The organism is Streptomyces jumonjinensis, from assembly GCF_009600885.1.
Classification (GTDB): Bacteria; Actinomycetota; Actinomycetes; order Streptomycetales; family Streptomycetaceae; genus Streptomyces; species Streptomyces jumonjinensis.
Genome location: NZ_VCLA01000155.1, coordinates 43,080 through 58,628, shown reverse-complemented (window position 1 = coordinate 58,628; position 15,549 = coordinate 43,080). Strand labels below are relative to the sequence as shown.

The window sequence follows — 15,549 nt, the reverse complement described above, 5'->3', positions numbered from 1 at the left end:
CGACGATGCCGATGAGTGAGGCATTCAGCCGCCGCTTACGGCCGGTGCTCCGGGACGCCGTCGAGCATTTCGGCACCCCGTTCCATCTCTATGACGAGCAGGGAATATCCGACACCTGCGCATACTTCAACGAGACCTTCGCCGGCCTTCCGTTCCGGGAGTACTTCGCCGTCAAGGCCCTGCCGAACCCCTCCATCCTGGAGATCATGCGCAGCCATGGATTCGGATTCGACTGCAGCTCTCTCCCCGAGATCGACCTGGCCGGACGGGTCGGGGCCCGTGCGCACGACGTCTTCTTCACCTCGAACAACACCAGCAGAGAAGAACTGGCCGCCGCCGCAGGACGCTCAGCGCTGATCAACATCGATGATCTGGCCGTGCTGGAGAAACTGGCCGACCTCGTCGACGGCGACCACCCGGTGGACACCCTGTCCCTGCGGGTGAACCCCGGCGAAGCGCCGAGCGAGAACGTCTTTCTGGGGAGCCCCCAGGACGCCAAGTTCGGAATCCCCACCCATCGGCTGACCGAAGCCGTGATACGCGCCGGGGAACTGGGCGTACAGCATCTCGGGCTCCATATGATGGTCGCCTCGAACGTCCTGCGCGTCGCCCCGATCGTACGGACACTGGACATCCTCCTGCGGCACGCCACGATGATCCGGGAACGAACCGGGGTGACCGTGGAATTCCTCAACCTCGGCGGCGGCATCGGCATTCCCTACCGGCCGGAGGACCCGCCCTTCGATCTCGCCGCACTGGGCCGGGAGCTGCGGACCGCACTGACCGGGTGGGCCCGCGCGCAGCGGACGGAGATTCCACGGCTCTGCTTCGAGAGCGGCAGATACATCACCGGCCCCCATGGCGTGCTCGTCACCAGGGTCGTCAACCGGATGAGCAAGTGGCGCGAGTACGTGGGCGTCGACGCGAGCATGAGTTCCCTCATGCGACCGGGCCTGTACGCCGGGGCCTACCATCACATCAGCGCCCCCTGGGTCCCGGACGGCCCCTCGCGCACCGTCGACGTCGTGGGGTCGCTCTGCGAGAACAACGACAGGTTCGGGACGGATCGTGAGCTTCCCGAACTCACCGAGGGCGACACCCTCCTGATCCATGACACCGGCGCGCACGGGCACGCCATGGGATTCACCTACAACGGACGGCTGCGCCCCAAGGAACTGCTGCTGCGGAGCGATGGCTCGGTCCAGCTCATCCGGCGGGCCGAGGAGCAGGAACGCGACCACTTCTCCACACTGGTCTTCCCCCCGGACGGTCTTCCCGCCCGGCCCCACCCCCACTCCCACCACCGTCGGGCGGCCGGCTCGCTCCATGAGGCGACCCTCCGATGAGGCAGCCGGAACCGGCGCCGGGCGGCAGCAGCGCGGCCGGGCCGGAAGGGGAGGCCGGAGAGGCCGGAGAGGCTGCCCCCCTGACCCGGGAGCACCTGCTCGCGATGGCACGGCACGGAGGAAGGGAGCCACTCGATCTCTCCCTGGGTGTGGCCTGTGACGCCGAACCGGACTGGTTCGCCGCCGACGGCGAGGAGCGGAGCGACCCCGGCTATCCGAAGAGCGCCGGATCCGGCGCACTGCGGGCAGCGGCAGCCGCATCCCTGCGCCGGCGCTTCCAGGTGTCCCTACCGGACGAATCGGTCGCCGTGTGCGTCGGGACGAAGGAGTTCATCGCGTCCGCCGCCCTGTTCCTGAGCCGGGAGCAGGGCGGCGGCGCCCGCCACTCAGGCACCCACGACTCAGGCACCCGCGACACCGTACTCATCCCCTCACTGTGCTACCCCACCTACGCCGTGGGAGCCGAACTGGCCGGACTGCGGACCGTCAGAGTGCCGATGGGCGACGACCTGAGAATGCGGCTGGACCGGGTACCGGCGGCCGATGCCCGCCGCGCGCTCTGCCTCTGGGTCAACAGCCCCGCCAACCCGACCGGCGTGGTCGACGCACTCGACGCCATCGCCCGGTGGGGACGGACCCACGGCGTACTCGTCCTCTCGGACGAGGCATACGCCGAACAGACCTGGAAGCACCGGGCCGCGACGATCCTCTCCAGCGGTGTCGACGGCGTCCTGGCCGTGCACAGCCTCTCCAAACGCTCCCACGCCCCAGGGCTCCGGGTCGGGTTCTACGCGGGCGATCCCCGGCTGGTACGGGCCCTGGCCGACCGGCGCCGCGACGCGGGCCTGATGGCGGCCACCCCCGCGCAGACCGCCGCCGTACGGCTGCTCACCGAGGACCACCGGGTGACCCGCCAGCGCCGGCGCACCAGACACCGCGTGACCTCGCTGGTGGAACTGCTCAACGCGGCGGGGCTGCGCTGCGCCCCTCCCGAGGGCGGCATGTTCGTCTGGCTCAAAGCACCCGGAGGGGACGGCGACCGGTTCGTCCGGTGGGCGGCCCGTACCGCCGGACTCGTGCTGGCCCCCGGCTCCTGGTACGGCCCCGCCGGGCGCCCCTGGGTACGCGTCGCCGCCACGGAGGAGCCGGAGACCGTCCGGCCACGGCTGGAGCTGCTGGCGGCGAGCCCGTCGCCGGTGGGGTGAGCGGCTCCTCCGGCCACCCCACACCCACACCCACACCCACACCCACACCCACCGAGAACGATTCCCCAGCCGACCGTTGCCAGAGGAGTTGCACATCGTCATGCACAGCCCCACGGCACCCGCCGTATTCACCAGCCCGATCGACCCCGGGGTCGATGCCCTGTGGGAGCGGCGTACGGAACTCACACCGGCCGACGGGACGGCCCGCGACCTCGTCGTGGAAGCCGTCGACATGCTGGACGCCGGACACGCGCGCGTCGCGTTCGTCGACGGGGCGACCGGTCAGGTCGTGGTGGACGAGCGGGCCAGACGCGCGATTCTGCTCTGCTTCAGACTGCTGGAGATGCGGCAGACCTCCGCAGGCGTGTTCCACTACCACGACCGGCTGCCGCTGAAGAGGGAATTCCCGGGTGTACGGGTGGTACCGGGCGCTGTCGCCCGCTGGGGCAGCCATCACGCGCCGGGCACCGTGCTGATGCCGTCGTACACCAATATCGGGGCCTTCGTGGACTCGGGGACGATGGTCGACACCTGGGCCACGGTGGGCTCCTGCGCGCAGATCGGCAAGAACGTGCACCTGGCCGGCGGCGTGGGCGTCGGCGGCGTACTGGAACCCGCGAACGCGGCGCCCGTCGTCATCGAGGACGACGCTTTCGTCGGGTCCCGGTCGGTGGTGGTGGAAGGAGCCCGGGTCCGGCGCGGCGCGAAACTGGGCGCCGGCGTTCTGCTGACCGCCAGCACCAGGGTCTTCGACGCCATGACGGGCGAGGAACTCCCGCCCGGCGAGGCACCGGAGTGGTCGGTCTGTGTGGGGTCCACCCGGAGGAAGTCGTTCCCCGGCGGCGAGTTCGGTGTCCCGTGTCTGCTGGTGATCAAACGGCTCCCGGAGGGCGGCCGGCACGACAAGCTGCTGCTGGAGAGCCTCTTCCGCGAACACGGATTCGCCCTGTGAGGGCCCACGGCAACGGGCTTGCCCCCGGCCCGGCCCACCCCACCGAGGAGCGGTGCGTACGGCGTTCGGCACACGGTTGGTCCTGGGAGGAGACGGCATGGCTGAAGTTCCCGCACACCAGATCGACGACACCGGCCCGAGGAGCACGGACCGGGTGGTGGAGCACCCCGCCTGGCCGGAACTCAAGAACGCCGTCGAACGGATCCGCCACTGGCAGTCGAAGGACGGCTCCATCGACCTCGAAGCCCCGGACGCCCCGGACCACGGCCTGGTCGTGGAAGCCGTCGACCGCGTCATCGCGGCGGTCGAAGAGCTGTCACCCCTTCTCCCTTACGACGCCCCCTACCACACCGCACTCATCAACGATCTGCGCACCTGGTCCAAGAACTCCTTCGGAGTGCCCGACTTCCTTGACTCGCTGCTCGCCTTCCAGCCCGCGGCCAACCGCGTCGACGGACTCCAGCATCTGACCGTATTCCCCATGTACACGCAGAACGGCAACCCGGACCGCAACCTGGAGGCCGTCGTCCTGCGCATGGTCTGGCCCGACTGGCTCGCCGAACTGGAGCGCACCCGATACGGCAATCCGATGTACTGCGGTGTCGCCTTCGAGGACTTCACCCCCGGATACGACACCAACTCCGCGGTGTTCTTCCCGGAGACCGTCGCCGTCCGCGAGACCCCCGACCGATTCAGCTGGGCCGGCATCTTCTGCGACCGGGAAGCCGCCCGGTACCGACTCGTCGTCTCCGCCGCCGCGGACATCCTCCGCCTCGAACTGCCCGACGAGGCACGGAGGATGATCGCCGACCAGGACCGCTGTGTGGAGGCTTTCACCCTCTGGGACATGATCCACGACCGCGGTCACAGCCATGGCCCCCTGCCCTTCGACCCCTTCATGATCAAGCAGCGCCATCCGTTCTGGATGTACGGGCTGGAGGAGCTGCGCTGCGACCTCAACGCGTTCCGGGAGGGCGTCCGCCTGGAGGCCGAGGGAATCACCCAGGGCCGCGACGTCCAGCTCGTGATGCTGTTCGACCGGATACTGCGCTTCCCCGTCACCGGCGGCCGGGAGCGCAACTACGACGGTCTCGGCGGTCAGCTGCTGTTCGCCCGCCTCCACCAGCACTCCGCGCTGACCTGGAGCGACAACACCCTGAGCATCGACTGGGCACGGGTCCCGGAGGTCGTCGACGGGCTCCGCGCGGAGATCGAGGAGCTGTACCGGGCCGGTATCGACCGCCCCAAGCTCGTCCACTGGCTCGCCGGCCACCGGCTGGTGTCCCGCTGTCTCGCCCCCCACCCCGCCTCCCGCTGGGCCGGGGGCGCCGGGGAGCTGGACCTGACCCGGCCACCACGTGAGCTGCTCGCCGAGGTGCTGCCCGACGAGTTCCCGCTCAGCGTGTTCTACGAGACCCTCGCCAGAAAGCTCAAGCATGTCATCGCCTCCACCGAGGGAATCACCGCGGCGCGCGCCGACGCGCTCACCCGTACCGCCGCCGGGGCCTCCGGAGCGGCGGGGTGAGCGCCCGTCCCCAGGAAGCGACGACCGCGGCGGCGCCCCCGGACCACGCCGTGCGGCACCCGGACCACGCCGTGCCGACCGCCCGGGGCGCGGAGCACACCCGCGACCGCCCGCGCCACGATCCCCGTATCCGCGGCTTCGCCAGCGACAACCACGCCGGGGCGCACCCGGAGATCGTCGCCGCGATCGCCCTCGCCAACGGCGGCCACCAGGCCGCCTACGGCGAGGACGCGTACACCGCGCATCTCCAAGGCGTCATGCGCGAGCACTTCGGCCCCACCGCCGAGACCTTCCCGGTCCTCAACGGCACCGGGGCGAACGTCATCGCGCTCCAGGCGCTCACGGACCGCTGGGGCGCCGTCATCTGCGCCGAGTCCGCGCACATCAACACCGATGAGTGCGGCGCCCCCGAGCGGATCAGCGGTGTCAAGCTGCTGAGTCTGCCGACCGCCGACGGCAAGCTGACACCGGAGCTGATCGACCGGCACGCCTTCGGCTGGGACGACGAACACCGGGCCCGGCCCCAGGCCGTGTCGATCACCCAGAGCACCGAGCTGGGGACGGTCTACACACCCGATGAGATACGGGCCGTCTGCGACCACGCGCACGGGCTCGGCATGACCGTCCACCTCGACGGCGCGCGCCTCGCGAACGCCGCGGCGTTCCTCGGCGTACCGATGAGTTCCCTCACCAGCGCGGCCGGCGTCGACATCGTCTCCTTCGGCGGCACGAAGAACGGCATGCTCTTCGGCGACGCCGTCGTCGTCCCGGACCCGGACCCGGACCCGGACCCGGACCCGGCGAGGGCAGGCTCGGCCACGAGCCACACCACAAGCCACGCCCTGAAGCACATGAAGTATCTGCGCAAGCAGTCCACGCAGCTGGCGTCCAAGATGCGCTTTGTCTCGGTGCAGTTGGAGGCGCTGCTCACGGAAGATCTCTGGCTGCGCGGAGCGCTTCACTCCAATGCCATGGCCCGCCGTCTCGCGGCGGGAGCACGCGCCGTCGACGGGGTGGAGATCCTCCACCCCGTCCAGTCGAACGCGGTCTTCGCCCGTATGCCGCACCAGGCCGCCAGAGGACTGCAACGGCGCTTCCCCTTCTACTTCTGGGACGAGCGGGCCGGCCATGTGCGCTGGATGTGCGCCTTCGATACGACGGAGGAGGACGTCGACGTCTTTCTCCTGGCCCTCAAGGAGGAGATGAACGGGTAACCCCCGCACCGCCGGTGGAAACGGATGGAATCGCCCGCCGGACGAGTCAGCCGGCCGGGCCGTGCACAGGAAATGAGGAGAAGGACATGTCCGACATCAAGGAAAGCCCGCGGATCGCGGTCTGCGGAGTGGGGGCCATGGGGCTCGACATCATCAGGGTCCTGCACAGCCGGCACGCGAACATCGTCGCGGGAATCGTCCGCCCCGGGTCCGACAAGGCCGGGCGGCACCTGGGTGAGCTGGCCGGCGTCCCCGGACTCGCGGTCCCCGCCCGCGCCGACGCCGAACGGGCGCTGAGCGACGCCCGTCCGGACATCGTGATCGTCACGGTCAGCACCTATCTCGACGACGCCCAGTACGAGATCTTCTCCAGCGCGGTCAGGGCCGGGGCCAATGTGATCACGCTCGCCGAGGAGATGCTCCATCCCTTCGCGACGGACAACGGACTCGCCCGTGAATTGGACGCACTGGCGAAGCGGCACAAGGTGACGGTGACGGGCACCGGACACCAGGACGCCTACTGGGTCAACCTCATCAGCGTCCTGGCGGGCTCCACCCATGACCTCGGCAGTGTGACCGGCCGGCTCTCCTGGAACGTGGACGACTTCGGACCGACTCTCGCGGAGCTGCAACGGGTCGGTACGACCGCCGAGGAGTTCACCCGGTGGCTGGGGAGTGCTGAACGCCGGCCCACCTTCACCTACTACGCGCTGCACACCCTGGCGGAGGTCATCGGCCTGACCCCGCTGGGCCCGGCGGAGACCACGACCGAGCCGGTGATAGCTCAGCGGGACACCCACTGCGGGGTCCTGGGGACGACCATCCGCCAAGGGAGGCTGCTGGGCTATGTCGACACCGACGTTCTGTATACGAAGGAGGGCGTCAGGCTCTCCATCAGCTCACAGGGAAAGGTCTATGAGGAAGGGGAGACGGACTACAACGAGTGGAATCTGACGGACAGCGACGGGAATCCGACTCTGCACTTGCGCAACAGCGATGTGCAGTCGGCGCATACCACCTGCGCCACTCTCGTCAACAGGATCCCCGATGTCATCACCGCACGGCCGGGGATCGTCACCATCGCTGAACTCCCGCAGTTGCGCTACTGGACAGGTCTGCATCACGCGTGAGCGCGGTCGCCGGGCGGTGGAGCATCCGCCCGGTGGCCGGGGCACGACCTCACCCCACCCTCCACCAAGGGAACGTCTGTGCGATCCATGACGTCTGCGCATACCGGCGGTGAGTATCTTTCACTGGCCGCGAGCCACGCTCCGTGCCTAGCCTGGACGACATACGGGCCGTAGGTACCGCCCCGGTCGGCAGGACCGGTGGGCGTCACTGTGCCCTGGGCGGCGGAACCGTGCCCGGGGCATGGCCCGGGCACAGAGGGGACCGGCGCCGGACACGGTGCGCGGCACGGTCCCGTCCATGGGTCGGTCCATGGGCCGGGCACGGTCCAGCGACAAGGAGAACCTCCATGACCACACCACCTCCCGACCGTTCGCCGGGAAACGCCCCGGGGGCCGGAGGCGACCGGCCGCAGCTCGCTCGCGAAGGCAAGGGCGCGCAGACCTCCGTCGCCGGGCGCAAGGCCCCTGCGGGTATCCGCAGGCCGCCCGCCGCGACCCACAGACGAGCGGGCCGGATCGGTGAGCCGGGTGGGGACAGGGCGGCGGCCGTCCACACGTACCACGAGCAGGGGATTCCCGCGGCTCCGCGCGTGCGCCCGGGGCCGACGGGGCGACCGGCGACAGGGTCGGCAGGGTCGGCAGCGGGAACGGCAGCCGCTCTCACCGTCGGCGACTTCTCCCGGGCGACGGGGTTGAGCGTCAAATCGCTCCGGCACTACCACCAGGTGGGACTGCTGATCCCGGTCCAGGTGAACCGGGACAGCGGATACCGCTACTACGCGCCGGACCAGATTCCGGCAGCCCAGGTCATCCGCCGGCTCCGGGACCTCGACATGCCCGTCACCGCGGTGAAGGCCGTGCTCACCGCCTCCGACCCCATGATCCGCAACGCACTGATCACCGCTCATCTGGACCGCCTGGAAGCCGAGCTGGCACGGACCCGTGCGACGGTCGGATCCCTGCGCGATCTGCTGCAACGCCCGGCGACGGCACCGTTGGTCGAACACCGCACGGTACCGGCCACCCGGGCCGTCGGCATTCGGCAGACCTTGACGATGGAGGATGCCCTGCCGTGGTGGCAGGGCGCGCTCGGTGAACTGAACGCCACGGTACGCGCCCAGGGTCTGACCCGGACGGGGCCGAGCGGCGGACTCTCCTCCATCGGTCTGTGCCGGGAGGGCCAGGGGGAGGCGACCGTCTACATCCCGGTCGCGGGTACCACCCGCCCGATCGGACGGGTGGTACCCCTGTTCGTCCCCGCGGCCGAACTCGCGATCGTCCCGCATCGCGGCTCGCCGGCCGGCGTCGGCGCGCTCTTCGATGAACTCGACTCCTACGCGCTCCGGCATGAGATCTCGGTGGACGGTCCGCTGCGCACTTACCATCTGCGGGAACCGGAGCCTTCCCCGGATCCGGACCAGTGGGAGATCGAGATAGGCCGGCCCGTCTTCCGCGCCGACGGCCCGACGGCCGGGCGGGCGTCGGCGTGAACGGGCTCCCGGCTCATCCGGTGCCCGCCCAGGTCAGAAGCGAGGGCTCATCAGAAGCGGCCCCGCCCCTTCGTCCGAGGTCCGGCCGGCCTGCTCCGTCCACAGGCCGAGCAGGGTCCGCAGCGGTGCGCCGAGCTGGTTGTCCAGCCTCCAGACAAGCATCTTCCGGAAGGAGATGGCCGGCTCCAGCGGTACCACGACGATCCGCCGGTCAGCGGTGAGCAGCGGGCTGGAGCGGGGGGCCAGCGCGATGCCGACCCTCTCCGTGACCAGCGCGAGCTGGATGGCCACGTCGTTCGTCGCATAGGTGACGTGGAACTCCAGCCCTCGCGCGGCGAACGCCTCACGGATGAATCCGTGGGCCCCGCTGTCGGGCCCATAGGTGATGACAGGGTGCTGGGACACCTCTTCGAGACTCAGCGGACGGCCCGGCTCCCGGCTCCCGGCGGGGAGAACCGCCATGATCCGGTCGTGGAGCAGCACCCGCGAACCAAGGGGCTGGGACTGGTGGCCCCGCGGTTCCGCGACCACCGCCGCGTCGAGGGCGCCGTCGTGGACCGCCGTCAGCAGCGATGGGCTCGACGCTCCGGAAAGACTCACCGTCACGCCGGGGTGGCGGCGGTGGTACTCACCCAGCAGGGCGGGGACCACCGTGCCCTCCAGCCCTCCGACGGTTCCCAGCGAGAGGGAGCCGCCCGCGTCGCCTGAACGGTCGGCGAATTGGGCGGCGGCGGCCGTCGCGGCAGCCAGACAGGTGCGGGCATAGGGCAGCAGGGTGGCGCCGCCGGAGGTGAGAACCGCCCGTCTCGGGAGGCGCTCGAACAACGCTTCGCCGAGTTGCTTCTCCAAGCCCCGGATCTGATGACTGATCGCGGACTGGACGACATGGCAGCGGGAGGCCGCCTTGGTGAACGATCCCTCTTCCGCGACGGCTACGAAGTACTCCAGGGTCCGAAGCTCCATGGAGATCACACTAATGAACTTGCCTCACCATGGTTCGAACAGTCAGGAATCGGCCATGACCGCGTGGAAACTCCGGCGCAGACCCGGTGTACGGCCCCGGCCGGGCCCGCATGTGCTCCCACCGTGCTCTCGGGCCCAGGGCACGGCCGGCGCCCTGCCGCCGCCTGGAAGCCCGGGCTTCCTGTCTCCAGCGGGCTCCACAGGGGAGATCCGCACAGATGGGGAACGGGAGGAACTGTTCGTCAGTGCACAGGTATTGCCCGTCCGGCCATCCCCATGAAATCCTTTTCTGGTACTTGCAGAAAGGTCTTGCAGAGCATCACGGTATGGCTTGAATCCGACCCGGCTCGATGGCTCCACGGGCGGGCCTCTCCCCGGAAGAAAAGGAAGAGTTCATGTCGTTCCTGAGAAAGACCAAGCAGCGTCTGGCACTGGCCGCCGCCGTAGGCGCCCTGGCTGCAACGGCGGGCGTCGTGACGACCGCGGCCCCCGCCGCCGCGGCCCCCGCCCCCGCCGCCGCGGCCCCCGCCCCGGCCGCCGCGTTCGCCGGCGTGTTCATCTACGCCAACCCCAACTACTCGATCCCGGTGTACCCCAGCGGCGCACCCGTGCAGGTCGCGGAGCTCACAGGATCGGGGAGGGACAGCACCTCCTCCATAGGCAACAGCACGGACCTCTCCATGTGCTTCTACGAGCACCGGAACTACGGCGGTCTTGAGTTCAGGATCGGTCCCGGCGAGTGGTGGGCCACGATCCCCGGTTGGATCAACGACAAGATCTCGTCCTACCGGCCCTGCTGACCGAGGACCATCCGCCCAGCACCCCGGCTCCGGCCGCATCGCCGCCACGGGATGCGGACCGGGTCCGCGGCGGCGGGCCGCGACCGAGGGGCGAGGCGCGCTGTCCGTCCGTGCCTATCGTGCGCTGAGCTTGCCCCGCTTGAGTTGCAACACCTCGTCCGAGGCGGCTGCCACCTCACGGGAGTGCGTCACCACCACCACGCACTTGCCCTCGTCGTGCGCCAGCTTCCGGAACACGGAGATGATCCCGCCCGCGGTCTCGTGGTCGAGACTGCCGGTGGGTTCGTCCGCGAAGAGGATGTCGACCTCGCAGGCCAGCGCACGGGCGATGGCGACGCGCTGCTGCTGACCGCCGGACAGCTTCAGGGTCCGGCGGTTGTGGTCGCCGGCGTCCACCCCGAGCAGGTCGAGGAGCTCGACCGCGCGCTGATTCTTGTTGCCCCGCTGCACCCCGGTGATCTCCATGGCGGAGGTGATGTTCTGGACCGCCGTCATATACGTGAGCAGGTTCAACGATTGGAAGACGGTGGCCGCATGACGGTTGCGGTAGCGGCCGAGGCCCAGTTCCGCGACATCCTTGCCGCGGAAGCGGACGGTGCCGGCACTCGGTGAGTCCAGGCCGCTGGCCAGCGAGAGCAGTGTGGTCTTGCCGCTGCCGGAGGGGCCGATCACGGCATACATGCGGCCCGGTTCGAAAGCGTAGCTGATGCCCCTGAGCACGGTGCGTTTGCGGTTGCCGCTCTGGTAGGAGCGGGTCACCTCGGTGAGTTCGAGCACCGGAGCATGCGGGAGGAAAGTCATCGCTTCAGTCGCCCTTCGTCAGGATGTCACGCGGATCGAGGCGCAGCACACGCGCGCCGGGGATGAGCGTGGCCAGGGCGGCGATGCCGAGACCGGTGGCGCCGACCTTGGCGATGTCGGCGGTGCCGAGGCGTACGTCGAGCGAGTCGATGGGCTCGACCTCGGGGGCGTCCTCCGTGAGAGGGGTGGCGCCTCCGGCGCCGGTGACGGCGCTGGGGTCGGGGCCGTTGTCCGCGTTCGCCGCGGTGTCCTCGGCCGAGGACACCTCGCCGGCCAGCAGCCGGTCGCCGATGGTCTGGGACAGGAACTGGCTGCCCGCCGAGGCGAGGCCCACCGCGATCACCGCGCAGGCGACGACCTCCACCAGATGCTGGCCGAGCAGCTTGGGCTTCTTCTCGCCGAGCGAGAGCAGGATGCCCAGCTCCTTGCGGCGCTCGCGCAGCGAGGAGGCGACGATCAGGGCGAGGATCACGGTGCCGGCGAGGGCGACGATCCACACGGTGACGGTCGCGAAGTCCGCGGTCCTGGTGATGGGGCCGACGAGCTGCTTGTACTGCTTGTCGTTGACGGTCATCGGGCCGATCCCTCGCCCGGCGACCACGACCTCGCGGCCCTCGCCACGGACGCGGCTGCCGAACGCACCGCGCAGGCGGCCACGGCGGACCTGCGCCTCGACGTCGACACCGAGCCCGACTGCACCGTCCCCGGCAATGCCACCCTGCTCCGTCAGCTCCTGCTCAACCTGCTCGACAACGCCTTGGCCTACAACAAGCCCGGCGGCTCGGTACACCTCGCGGTCCTGCGCGAGAAAGAGATCGTCATCGAGGTGGAGAACACCGGGCGGCATGTCGATGACATCGTCGCCCAGCGCCTGTTCGAGCCCTTCTACCGGCAGCAGTCCCGCGTCACCAGCGACCGCTCCGGCCACGGCCTGGGCCTCGCCATCGTCCGCTCGATCGTGCACGCCCACCATGGCGCCGTCACCGCGCACGCCAACCCCGACGGCGGCCTGACCGTACGCGCCAAGCTGCCGCCGGACCCGAGGTGACGACATGTCCTGGGCCGCGGCCATGAGCTCGTCCGTGCCGTCGGCTCCGCCTCCCGCCCTGCGCACTCCCGCACCCGGCCGACCAGCCGTGATCCCCAGGCAGACGGACAGACGGCCGCCGCCGATGAAGCCCCACGGTGAGCCGCCGGTTCCAGGACCGGGCTGCCGTCCCCGCAGGGTTCGCGGCAGTGGTGGTACGCGGGTCAGGGGGTAGGACGGCCCAGGTCTCCGCGCAATCGCTGGGCCCGGAGGACCAGTTCGAGTTCGAAGCGGCGGTCGGGGTCGTCGATCTCATCCCCCCACAGCTCCCGGATCTGGCGGAGCCGGTAGCGGACGGTCTGGGGGTGGACCCCGAGGCGCCCCGCGACCTCGGGGGCGCCGCCCCGGGTCTCCAGCCAGGCGAGCAGGGTCTCGGCGAGGCGGCGGGCATGGGCCTGGCCACAGTCGGCGAGCGGTGCGAGGGTGCGGCGGGCCAGGTCGTCGATCAGTTCCTCGGGCTGGAGGAGCACAAGGGCCTCGGTGTGCTCGGTGCAGTGCAGCACCTCCCCCGCCGGAAGCAGCCCGCGTTCCATGAGACATACGGCGGCCTCGGCCCAGCGCAGCGACTTCGCGGCGTCGACCAGCGGCACCGGCGGCCCGATCGCGCCGGCCCAGCCGGTCATGGCACGCCGCAGCAGTTCGGGGCGGCCCGCCGCGTCCGGGTCGGGCACGACCATGCGGGGCTGTTCGGCCTCCATGTCCAGGAGGACACCCTGGCCGACGGCGGGGGCGACGGCCTGGCGGGCGGGGCGCAGCAGCACCCCGGCGGCGACCTTGGCGGGCAGTGGCCAGCCGATCCGGGCGGCGCGTTCCGCGAGGGTGGCGGCGATCTCGTGCGGGCCGGCGGCGGTGCGGGTGCGGTGCTCGGCGAGGAGGAGGTCCATGAGCTCGCGCTGGAGCCGGAGGCGTTCACCCGCCTGCTGGGCGGCGGCCTCGGCATAGCCGCGTACCGACTGGTCGACGAGCCCGTCAAGGTACTCGTAACCCGCGTCGACCAGTTCGTACATGGCCGGTGGCGGGATGTCGACGCGCTGGCCGATCTCGGCGAGGCGCCGCCAGGTGAGGCGGACGCCGAGGCGGTAGATGGCCTGGAGGGAGTCGAGGCTGCGGCCGCCGATTCCCTCGCCGCGGCCGAAGTCCTGGAAGACTTCGGGGTGGACGCGGGGCCGGTCCTCGGCTGTCTCCAGATGCAGGACGAAGATCTCGATGGCACGCCGGATACCGATGAGGGACTTGGGTTCCCCGGAGTCGTCGAGGACGACCGGGACGTGCGGGTACTCACGGCGGATCTCCCGCAGGATCTCCTCGGCCAGCGTGGGAGCCTCGGCCATCGCGAGCGCCGCGAATCGGCGTACCTGGCTGCGCGGTACGTCATGCCAGGCCGAACGGGCCCCGAGTGGCAGCACGGCACGGTCCCCCATGGCGACGGAAGCCGCGGTGGCGCCCGGGGGGCCGAGGGCTGGGGTGGAGGAGGGCACTGGTCAGCGCTCCCGGGAGGCCGTCTCGTAGGTGACGAGGGGGGTGTTGGGCTGGTCCGGGGTGGCGTTGAGCAGGGCCACGACACCGAGGGCGGCGCCCACGGCGAGGGCCGCGGCGGCCACGACGGTGAGTGCGGCGGCGAGCAGTCTGGGCATGCTGGGGGTCCAGTCCCTCCGGTCGAAAGGTCGTCCCCACCCTGGTGATCCACACGATCCGCGCCAGTGCTCACGAGTTCCCTGATCGTGAGTGGTCACGGGTCCCTGGTCCTGCCTTCCCGTGGTGGCGCGTGCCGGCCCCGACCGGCTGGAGTCAGTCTCGACAATGCATTGACACCTAGTCAAGGGTCCGCCTACGGTTCCCGGCCCATACCGCGCCTGCATTTTTCCACCCGCGCGCAGACGTTCCGTCGCCTTGTGACCTCGATTCTCCGACACCGTGTCGAGCCGCCTCGAACCCTTCTGGAGTGCCCGGATGCGACGTACCACCTCACCCGTTTCCCTCGTTCTGCTGGGCATCGGCACCTTTCTGCTGGTGCTGGCCGCGATGCTCGCCTGGTATGTCGAGCCGCGCGCCCAGCGCACCCCGATCGACACCGACGCGACCACGGTCTTCACTGGTCAGGGGAGCTATTTCGATGCCAAGAAGGTCAAAACCGTCGATGAGGCAAAGCTCACCATCACCCGGAAGGTCCGCGGAGACGTGGCCGACAGCGAGGCCGGCGGCCAGGCGATCTGGGACGTGTCGACGAGCGTCGACACCGACGGCACCCTGCCCGCGTCCGATCCCCACGACGCGTTCCAGTGGACCGTGGAACGCTGGGTGACCGACCGGAAGACCAACGCCCCCGTGCACTGCTGCGGGGAGAGCCCGCGATTCGAGGGCGAGGCGTACCTGAAGTTCCCGTTCGGTGTGGAGAGGCGTTCGTACCGCTGGTGGGACAGCACTCTGGGCGCCACCGTGGAACTCCGGTTCAAGGACAGGAAGAAGATCCAGGGCCATGAGGGGTACCTGTTCACCGGCACGGTCGACCCGGTGAAGACCGGAACGCGGCAGGTGCCGGGGGTGCTCGTCGGCCAGCCGGAGCGTGGTCAGGTCCTCGCCGAGGAGTGGTACGCCAACCACGGCATCGAGCTGGTCGCGGACCAGAGGACCGGGCGGATTCTGTACGCGGCGATCGGGCCGAGGAAGACGCTGCGGGCGCCCGGCGCGGACTCCGACGACAACGAGGTGGTGCTGCTGGAGAGCAAGCGCATCGCGTTCACCGAGGAGACGCAGAAGAAGCAGGTGGAGCTGGCGAAGGCCGACAATCGCAAGCTCCAGTTGGTGGGACTGACGGCGCCCGTGGGGGCGGGCGGGCTGGGGCTGCTGCTGGCCGTGGCGGGCTCGGTCATGGTGTTCCGGGGGCGTCCTGAGGGCGCCGCCGCGGCCCCGGCTTCGGCCCGGATACCGGAATCCGTCACCCGGTGATGAGATACGGCCGGTAACAGGTGCTCAATTTGTCATCTCGGTGAGTAGCCGCAGCGAACCACTGGGCGAAAACTGTCCATCCCACCCACC

At 70.1% G+C, this 15,549-nt stretch carries 15 protein-coding genes; 10 read left to right on the top strand and 5 right to left on the bottom strand.

The window, feature by feature from the left end; translation table 11 throughout:
* Window positions 1-11 precede the first annotated feature (11 nt).
* The 7 genes from FF041_RS20355 (at window position 12) to FF041_RS20325 (ending at window position 8,862) form a co-directional block, all read left to right on the top strand.
* Window positions 12-1,346: a diaminopimelate decarboxylase gene (locus tag FF041_RS20355; protein ID WP_228388435.1), complete on the top strand. Its 1,335-nt coding sequence runs from the start codon at window positions 12-14 to the stop codon at window positions 1,344-1,346.
* Window positions 1,343-2,551, top strand: a complete 1,209-nt coding sequence (locus FF041_RS20350) for a pyridoxal phosphate-dependent aminotransferase (RefSeq protein ID WP_153524118.1) — start codon at window positions 1,343-1,345, stop codon at window positions 2,549-2,551. The genes FF041_RS20355 and FF041_RS20350 overlap by 4 nt, the downstream gene beginning before the upstream one ends.
* Before the next feature lie 100 nt (window positions 2,552-2,651).
* Window positions 2,652-3,503, top strand: coding sequence for a 2,3,4,5-tetrahydropyridine-2,6-dicarboxylate N-succinyltransferase (locus tag FF041_RS20345; RefSeq protein ID WP_153524117.1), 852 nt, complete (start codon window positions 2,652-2,654; stop codon window positions 3,501-3,503).
* Between the two features lie 97 nt (window positions 3,504-3,600).
* Window positions 3,601-5,028: a DUF6421 family protein gene (locus FF041_RS20340; protein ID WP_153524116.1), complete on the top strand. Its 1,428-nt coding sequence runs from the start codon at window positions 3,601-3,603 to the stop codon at window positions 5,026-5,028.
* Window positions 5,029-5,099: 71 nt separating this feature from the next.
* Window positions 5,100-6,242, top strand: a complete 1,143-nt coding sequence (locus FF041_RS20335) for a threonine aldolase family protein (protein ID WP_323392265.1) — start codon at window positions 5,100-5,102, stop codon at window positions 6,240-6,242.
* 86 nt (window positions 6,243-6,328) lie between these two features.
* A complete protein-coding gene (locus FF041_RS20330; protein ID WP_153524115.1) occupies window positions 6,329-7,372 on the top strand; it encodes a Gfo/Idh/MocA family oxidoreductase in 1,044 nt (347 codons plus the stop codon).
* 347 nt (window positions 7,373-7,719) lie between these two features.
* Window positions 7,720-8,862 carry a MerR family transcriptional regulator gene (locus FF041_RS20325; protein WP_153524114.1) on the top strand — a complete coding sequence of 381 codons (1,143 nt, stop codon included), beginning with the start codon at window positions 7,720-7,722 and terminating at the stop codon, window positions 8,860-8,862.
* A gap of 33 nt (window positions 8,863-8,895) precedes the next feature.
* Here the strand turns inward: FF041_RS20325 and FF041_RS20320 are convergent, their stop codons facing one another.
* Window positions 8,896-9,825 (bottom strand): LysR family transcriptional regulator, encoded by a 930-nt coding sequence (locus tag FF041_RS20320; protein ID WP_153524113.1) that lies wholly within the window; start codon window positions 9,823-9,825, stop codon window positions 8,896-8,898.
* Between the two features lie 395 nt (window positions 9,826-10,220).
* Between FF041_RS20320 and FF041_RS38010 the strand changes: the two genes are divergently transcribed.
* Window positions 10,221-10,625 carry a hypothetical protein gene (locus FF041_RS38010; protein ID WP_194292104.1) on the top strand — a complete coding sequence of 135 codons (405 nt, stop codon included), beginning with the start codon at window positions 10,221-10,223 and terminating at the stop codon, window positions 10,623-10,625.
* 114 nt (window positions 10,626-10,739) lie between these two features.
* Here FF041_RS38010 and FF041_RS20310 read toward each other — a convergent pair whose 3' ends face one another.
* Both FF041_RS20310 and FF041_RS20305 read right to left on the bottom strand, forming a co-directional pair.
* A complete protein-coding gene (locus tag FF041_RS20310; protein ID WP_153524112.1) occupies window positions 10,740-11,426 on the bottom strand; it encodes an ABC transporter ATP-binding protein in 687 nt (228 codons plus the stop codon).
* A 4-nt stretch (window positions 11,427-11,430) separates the two neighbouring features.
* Window positions 11,431-12,000, bottom strand: a complete 570-nt coding sequence (locus FF041_RS20305; RefSeq protein WP_228388433.1) for an FtsX-like permease family protein — start codon at window positions 11,998-12,000, stop codon at window positions 11,431-11,433.
* On the opposite strand from FF041_RS20305, the gene FF041_RS20300 reads away from it, so the two are divergent.
* Window positions 11,971-12,474, top strand: coding sequence for a sensor histidine kinase (locus FF041_RS20300; protein ID WP_228388436.1), 504 nt, complete (start codon window positions 11,971-11,973; stop codon window positions 12,472-12,474). The genes FF041_RS20305 and FF041_RS20300 overlap by 30 nt on opposite strands.
* 203 nt (window positions 12,475-12,677) lie before the next feature.
* Here FF041_RS20300 and FF041_RS20295 read toward each other — a convergent pair whose 3' ends face one another.
* Window positions 12,678-13,934: a helix-turn-helix domain-containing protein gene (locus tag FF041_RS20295; RefSeq protein ID WP_153524111.1), complete on the bottom strand. Its 1,257-nt coding sequence runs from the start codon at window positions 13,932-13,934 to the stop codon at window positions 12,678-12,680.
* Between the two features lie 60 nt (window positions 13,935-13,994).
* Window positions 13,995-14,147: a hypothetical protein gene (locus FF041_RS38005; protein WP_194292103.1), complete on the bottom strand. Its 153-nt coding sequence runs from the start codon at window positions 14,145-14,147 to the stop codon at window positions 13,995-13,997.
* Between the two features lie 316 nt (window positions 14,148-14,463).
* On the opposite strand from FF041_RS38005, the gene FF041_RS20290 reads away from it, so the two are divergent.
* Window positions 14,464-15,459 (top strand): DUF3068 domain-containing protein, encoded by a 996-nt coding sequence (locus FF041_RS20290; RefSeq protein ID WP_153524110.1) that lies wholly within the window; start codon window positions 14,464-14,466, stop codon window positions 15,457-15,459.
* Window positions 15,460-15,549: the final 90 nt, after the last annotated feature.

Bases quoted from the DNA above. Each gene is read 5' to 3' on its own strand.
- FF041_RS20355 (WP_228388435.1), top strand. From the start codon at position 12: ATGAGTGAGGCATTCAGCCGCCGCTTACGGCCGGTGCTCCGGGACGCC.
- FF041_RS20350 (WP_153524118.1), top strand. From the start codon at position 1,343: ATGAGGCAGCCGGAACCGGCGCCGGGCGGCAGCAGCGCGGCCGGGCCG.
- FF041_RS20345 (WP_153524117.1), top strand. From the start codon at position 2,652: ATGCACAGCCCCACGGCACCCGCCGTATTCACCAGCCCGATCGACCCC.
- FF041_RS20340 (WP_153524116.1), top strand. From the start codon at position 3,601: ATGGCTGAAGTTCCCGCACACCAGATCGACGACACCGGCCCGAGGAGC.
- FF041_RS20330 (WP_153524115.1), top strand. From the start codon at position 6,329: ATGTCCGACATCAAGGAAAGCCCGCGGATCGCGGTCTGCGGAGTGGGG.
- FF041_RS20325 (WP_153524114.1), top strand. From the start codon at position 7,720: ATGACCACACCACCTCCCGACCGTTCGCCGGGAAACGCCCCGGGGGCC.
- FF041_RS20320 (WP_153524113.1), bottom strand. From the start codon at position 9,825: ATGGAGCTTCGGACCCTGGAGTACTTCGTAGCCGTCGCGGAAGAGGGA.
- FF041_RS38010 (WP_194292104.1), top strand. From the start codon at position 10,221: ATGTCGTTCCTGAGAAAGACCAAGCAGCGTCTGGCACTGGCCGCCGCC.
- FF041_RS20310 (WP_153524112.1), bottom strand. From the start codon at position 11,426: ATGACTTTCCTCCCGCATGCTCCGGTGCTCGAACTCACCGAGGTGACC.
- FF041_RS20305 (WP_228388433.1), bottom strand. From the start codon at position 12,000: ATGACCGTCAACGACAAGCAGTACAAGCAGCTCGTCGGCCCCATCACC.
- FF041_RS20295 (WP_153524111.1), bottom strand. From the start codon at position 13,934: ATGGGGGACCGTGCCGTGCTGCCACTCGGGGCCCGTTCGGCCTGGCAT.
- FF041_RS38005 (WP_194292103.1), bottom strand. From the start codon at position 14,147: ATGCCCAGACTGCTCGCCGCCGCACTCACCGTCGTGGCCGCCGCGGCC.
- FF041_RS20290 (WP_153524110.1), top strand. From the start codon at position 14,464: ATGCGACGTACCACCTCACCCGTTTCCCTCGTTCTGCTGGGCATCGGC.